6 protein-coding genes are annotated in these 4941 nt (G+C 36.6%); 2 read left to right on the forward strand and 4 right to left on the reverse strand.

Translation table 11 applies throughout. The features are described 5' to 3' along the window. Positions 1-206: 206 nt before the first annotated feature. Genes tsaE through EJK17_RS10915 form a run of 3 tightly spaced genes read right to left on the reverse strand, consistent with a single transcriptional unit; the run spans position 207 to position 2385 of the window. Complete coding sequence (gene tsaE / locus EJK17_RS10905) at positions 207-686, reverse strand: tRNA (adenosine(37)-N6)-threonylcarbamoyltransferase complex ATPase subunit type 1 TsaE (protein WP_103662222.1); 480 nt, start codon at positions 684-686, stop codon at positions 207-209. Beyond that, positions 686-1675 (reverse strand): phosphate acetyltransferase, encoded by a 990-nt coding sequence (pta, locus tag EJK17_RS10910; RefSeq protein ID WP_103662221.1) that lies wholly within the window; start codon positions 1673-1675, stop codon positions 686-688. The genes tsaE and pta overlap by 1 nt, the downstream gene beginning before the upstream one ends. Before the next feature lie 14 nt (positions 1676-1689). Further along, positions 1690-2385, reverse strand: a complete 696-nt coding sequence (locus tag EJK17_RS10915; protein WP_103662220.1) for a uracil-DNA glycosylase — start codon at positions 2383-2385, stop codon at positions 1690-1692. A 69-nt stretch (positions 2386-2454) separates the two neighbouring features. On the opposite strand from EJK17_RS10915, the gene EJK17_RS10920 reads away from it, so the two are divergent. Together EJK17_RS10920 and EJK17_RS11535 are read left to right on the forward strand one after the other, a co-directional pair. Continuing rightward, positions 2455-3330: a Cof-type HAD-IIB family hydrolase gene (locus tag EJK17_RS10920; RefSeq protein ID WP_103662219.1), complete on the forward strand. Its 876-nt coding sequence runs from the start codon at positions 2455-2457 to the stop codon at positions 3328-3330. An 11-nt stretch (positions 3331-3341) separates the two neighbouring features. Continuing rightward, positions 3342-3863, forward strand: coding sequence for an LURP-one-related/scramblase family protein (locus EJK17_RS11535; RefSeq protein ID WP_168180807.1), 522 nt, complete (start codon positions 3342-3344; stop codon positions 3861-3863). On the opposite strand, the gene EJK17_RS10930 is transcribed toward EJK17_RS11535, so the two are convergent. Further along, on the reverse strand, positions 3860-4426 hold the full coding sequence (locus EJK17_RS10930; protein WP_103662217.1) for a GNAT family N-acetyltransferase: 567 nt from the start codon (positions 4424-4426) through the stop codon (positions 3860-3862). The two genes, EJK17_RS11535 and EJK17_RS10930, sit on opposite strands and share 4 nt — an antisense overlap. Positions 4427-4941: the final 515 nt, after the last annotated feature.

Here is a 4941-nt window from a genome sequence, read left to right on the forward strand (position 1 = left end):
ATTATAAAACTAAGCTTACAAAAATTATAGATTTGCAGGCTTATTTGTCATACTTTCGTTTAAAAATAAATCGACACAATTTTAATTAAGTCGTTAAATTATACAAAATAATAAAGCAAAACATACGATGATGCTTGACTTTACGTAGAAAAAAGTGTCAGATCATGAATCCGTCGATTCATGATCCAACACTAGGTTAGTATGTTTTACTTATTCATTTCTGTTAGTGCAGCTTGCACCCATTGTTCATTTCTACTACCTTGCGCAATTAGTTCTACTTCACGCTTAGTTGAATTCCAACTATCATCGATCCGGCTAATTTTTAACTTTAAATATGCATCCGGTAAATCTGTCATTACTAACTGGGGCCACTCAATAACGACTAAACCTGGTTCAGCTAGATAGCCATTCAAATCAATTGAAGATAAATCATCATTTTCTAAACGGTAAAAGTCCATATGAAAGAGTGGTAATTTACCTTCACGATACTCTCTCACAATTGTAAAAGTTGGACTTTTAACAGGCCGTCTAATTCCCAGAGCTCGTCCTAGGCCTTGAGTCATAGTGGTTTTACCAGCACCTAAATCACCCGTTAAAAGGAGCAAATCATGTGGTTCAGCCGTTTTAGCTAAGGCTGCACCTAATTTTTGCATTTCAGCTGCAGAATTAATTTCTAGTTTTGCCATTACTTCTTATCCTTTGCTATAGCTTGAGCAGCAGTAACAATTGCAAGATCATAAATATCTTGTTCACTGCAGCCTCTTGACAAATCATTAACTGGGGCAGCCAGACCTTGCAAGATTGGTCCAACAGCAGTAAAACCACCTAAGCGTTGCACCATTTTATATGCAATATTGCCTGATTGTAATTCAGGGAAAACAAATACATTAGCATGTCCTGCCACTTTGGAACCTGGTGCCTTCTTCTCACCAACAGCTGGTACAAAAGCTGCATCAAATTGTAATTCACCATCTGCTGGAATTTCTGGATGATTCTTTTGGAACATTGCAGCAGCATCGTGAACCTTGTCGACCATCGCACCTTCAGCAGAGCCTTTGGTAGAAAAGCTTAAAAAGGCCACTTTAGGATCAATCTCAGCCATTTTAGCAGTTTGGGCAGATTGATAACCAATTTCAGCTAAAGTTTCTTCATCAGGTTCAATATTAATCGCACAATCAGCAAAAATATATCTTTGATCGCCCTTTTCCATCACAAAGGCACCTGAAACTCGATGCATCCCTTCTGCAGCGTGAATTAATTGTAAAGCAGGTAAAACGGTATTGGCTGTTGAATGCGCAGCTCCTGAAACCATACCATCAGCTAATCCCATCTTAACCAGCATAGTACCAAAATAATTGCCTTTAGCTAATTTAGCCTTGGCTTCGGCTGCACTAGTATCTTTTCTACGAGCTTTAATAAACGCAGCTACCATTTGATCCAATTCAGGATAATTATTTTGATCATAAACTTTGATACCAGCCAAATCTAAATGATGTTCTTGGGCCACTTGATCAATCTGTTTCTTTTCCCCAATTAAAATTGGTTCAATAATACTATCTTGCTTTAAGTTAGCAACAGCAGTTAAAACGCGCAAATCATCACTTTCTGGAAAGACGATCCGTTTCTTCTCATCTGAAGCTTGAACTTGCTTCTTAAATAAATCAAACACACTCATTCTTTATCTACCTCTTATGCTAAATCTTCTTTTGTAACTGTTTCTGGTAACTGCCAATCAATTGGCGTTTCACCAAAATTTTTTAGAGCTGTATTACAACGAGAAAATGGCCGCGACCCAAAAAATCCACGATCAGCGGAAAATGGACTTGGATGCGGAGATTTAATTATGAAGTTTTTGCTTTCATCGATTAAAGGAATCTTATTCTGCGCAAATCTTCCCCACAAGATAAAGACCACCTTACCCCGCTGACTCAAGGCTTTAATGGCGGAATCCGTTACTAGTTCCCAACCTTTACCTTGATGGCCATTCGCATGCCCATAAGGCACTGTTAAAACCGCATTAAGCAAAAGTACTCCTTGATCAGCCCATTTTTTCAAATAGCCATGATTAACAGGGCGAGCACCTACATCATCATATAACTCTTTATAAATGTTTCTTAAAGATGGCGGTAAGGTAGTCCCTGGCATCACTGAAAAACTCATTCCATTTGCCTGCCCAGGATTATGATAAGGATCTTGTCCTAAGATTACCACCTTCGTCTTGGAAAAAGGCGTTAATTTAAAAGCGGTAAAAATATGATACATATCAGGAAAAATTCGCTTAGTAGCATATTCTTCTTTCAAAAAATTATGTAATTGGTGATATTCTTCACTTGCAAAAACAGGATCAAGAATGGGATCCCAATCATTGCCAATTAACTCTTTCATCGATCTGTGCACCCTCTTTTCTAATCCTCTTTATGGTATCATGAAATAAAGACTTATGGAGGTTTTGAGATGATTAAATTAGTAGCTTGTGATCTTGACGGTACATTATTTAATAGCAACATGGCAGTTTCTAAAGAAAGCGTTGCTGCCATCCATGCTGCTCAAGAAAGTGGAATTGAATTCTTAGTAGCAACTGGTCGTGCTCCCAAAGAGTCAAAAAAGTTATTAAAAGACGCTAACATTCATACAGGGTTTATTAATTTAAATGGTGCTTTAGTTTATGATACTGCCGGCAGGCTGATTGTTAAGCATCCTTTACCTCAAGATAAAGCCAACTTAATTATTCATCTTTTACATGAACAACACTTTTACTTTGAGATTTTAACCAAAGATCATGTTTATACTGAAGATCTCAATGCTAGAATTTCAAATGTTGCTCATTTAATGGTAGATCTTAATCCAGGTATGACTTTTAAAGAAGCGGTTGCGATTTCTGCCGGTAATAAATCAATTATGAATATGACACCAGTCGATAATTTTGATGAGTTATTAACCAAGCCTGGACTTGAAGTGATGAAAATCATCGCCTTTGACGCACGTGGTCACGAGGCTTTCAGTGATGTAATTAAAAGAATTGATCAAATTGGCGGACTAGTTGTTTCTTCCAGTTCTTCATCTAATATCGAAATCAATGCTGAACGAGCCCAAAAAGGAATTGCACTCCTTGATTATGCGAAGAAAAAAGGCATAAAACGTGAAGAAACTGCCGCAATCGGCGATAATTTAAATGACGAAAGTATGATTAGAGATGCTGGAATTGGTGTCGCCATGGGAAATGCCATTCCTGCTATTAAAAAGATTGCTCAAATGGTGACTAAAACAAATAATGAAAACGGCGTCGCTTTTATTTTAAGAAAGTTTATTGAATTAAATAAAACTAAATAGAGGTGAGAATGATGCGGTTCTTGCTAGAATTAAACCAAGAAAAAGCCTACGGCCAAATTCCCATTACTGGACCGAGTGGCAAAATTGAATATATTATTCGTGGAAATTTAGATAACCCTAACCACACCCTGTACCTTTCGGACATACACAATCACGAAATTGGACGCTTGTTTTGTGACAACAGCGGTTTAATTGCTTCATATGCTGTGGATGTAATTCAACACTCCCTAGTTGAGGTCAAAAAGATCAATAATCCATTAGCCAACATTCTTTATATTACTCGGCTCAACTATTTAGTAACTGGGAGTATAAAAAAAGGCACTTACACATTCCGCTCTGGCTTTAAGAATGTTGCAAGTGTCAAAACTATTATGGGCAATTCTGGCGTGATTTTGGTATGCAATATCGAGCGTCCAGAAGATATTCCCTTTATTTTATTAATTTCTATTCTTTTTACGCAATGGCATATTTCACCATTGCGGTTGCCAACTTTTCCACCAATCGGAAAAAGTTTTTCAACAGATCTAAATTAAATCTTTTTAATCATGTGGTCATAAATTCGATCACCAATTGTCATCGTCTTCGTTGTTTCAAAGCCCTTGTACCAATATAATCTTTGCGCACGTGGGTTTTCTTTATCCACATTTAAGCTAAGACGATCATAGCCATTTTGTTTGGCAATCTGAGGTGCATAATCTAGCAACTGACTAGCAATCCCCTCGCCCCAGTGATCGGGATGAACTGCTAGGGCATCAAGATACCATTCATGTGGCCAGGCTTCCTGGTCATCAAAGATAATCGTCGAAATTGGTAAACCGACTTTGGCGTATTCGTGACGTAGAACAAAATCAATTACCTTTTGATCATGATATGAATACATATCTAAAATTCCTTGAACTTCATCGTGATCATTAGTTTCGACCCAAATCCGACGGTACGAATATCGATAATCTTCTGAAATAAATCCTAATTGCATCAAATCATAGAACTGTGATTCGGGCAAAGCGGCAATACTTGCCATTTGCATCTCATCAAAAATCTGCTTCAAAATCGGATAAACAAAAGGAAAATCTGTCTTTCTTGCTTTTCTAATCATTCAAAGATACCTCCGTCAATTACGATACTTGATCAAGTCATCGACTGCAAGAAAAAACAGCCATGGAATATCTCCATAACTGCTTTTCAAGAAAGTGATATAGATATAGACATAGACATAGATGTATCTGCCATGATAATTGTTTTTGAGTAATAAGGAACTGGCAGAGACTGAATTTTGGAAATAATGATTAATGTCTAATCGCTATTTCCATGATTCATTATACCCGCTTTTAAATAAAAAACAAGCGATCACATGAAAAAATGATAAATCTTTTTAATTTACCTTCTAAAAGTAAGTGCTACTAGGCCTTTATGTTAAAAATATTACTATTTAAAAAATAAAAAAACAAAAAAGGCTTGGAATTTTCCCAATGTCATTAAGTTAAGACATTGACGAAATTAGTCTAAGCTTTTTAAGGGATTTATCGAATATTTTTATTCGGTAAGTCCCTTTTTTTGTAACACAAATAAGCCATCTGATGATAGCTCCTTGATATTAATTTACGCAGCCAA

Origin of the sequence: Lactobacillus xujianguonis, from assembly GCF_004009905.1 — a bacterium.
In the GTDB taxonomy this organism is placed as follows: domain Bacteria; phylum Bacillota; class Bacilli; order Lactobacillales; family Lactobacillaceae; genus Lactobacillus; species Lactobacillus xujianguonis.